The following is a 243-nucleotide window of genomic DNA, read 5'->3' as shown; positions in this document are numbered from 1 at the left end:
CGATCTCTCTCGACGGCCGAGAGTTCGACATCTGTTGCAGTCAAATCGACATCGGCAATGCGGCAACTGACATGACGGCCGGAATCGGCCACTCGGCAAGACAAGCTGACGGCACCACCAGGCCCGAGCCGACATTCGATCCTCGTCATGTCGCGAACACCGTTGTGCAACTGATAGATCTACCACTCGACGTGAATGTCCCGACTCTGACGATCATGGCAAACCGGATGCCGTACGTCGGGC

1 pseudogene is annotated in these 243 nt (G+C 58.0%); it reads left to right on the top strand.

The annotated features are described in order from the left end of the window. Positions 1–243, top strand: a pseudogene (locus tag AC3XQU_RS24660) (3-oxoacyl-ACP reductase); the annotation flags it as partial.

The sequence above is a fragment of the Telluria sp. AZSoR62 genome, assembly GCF_058111565.1.
This window is presented reverse-complemented; position numbering and strand designations above follow the sequence as displayed.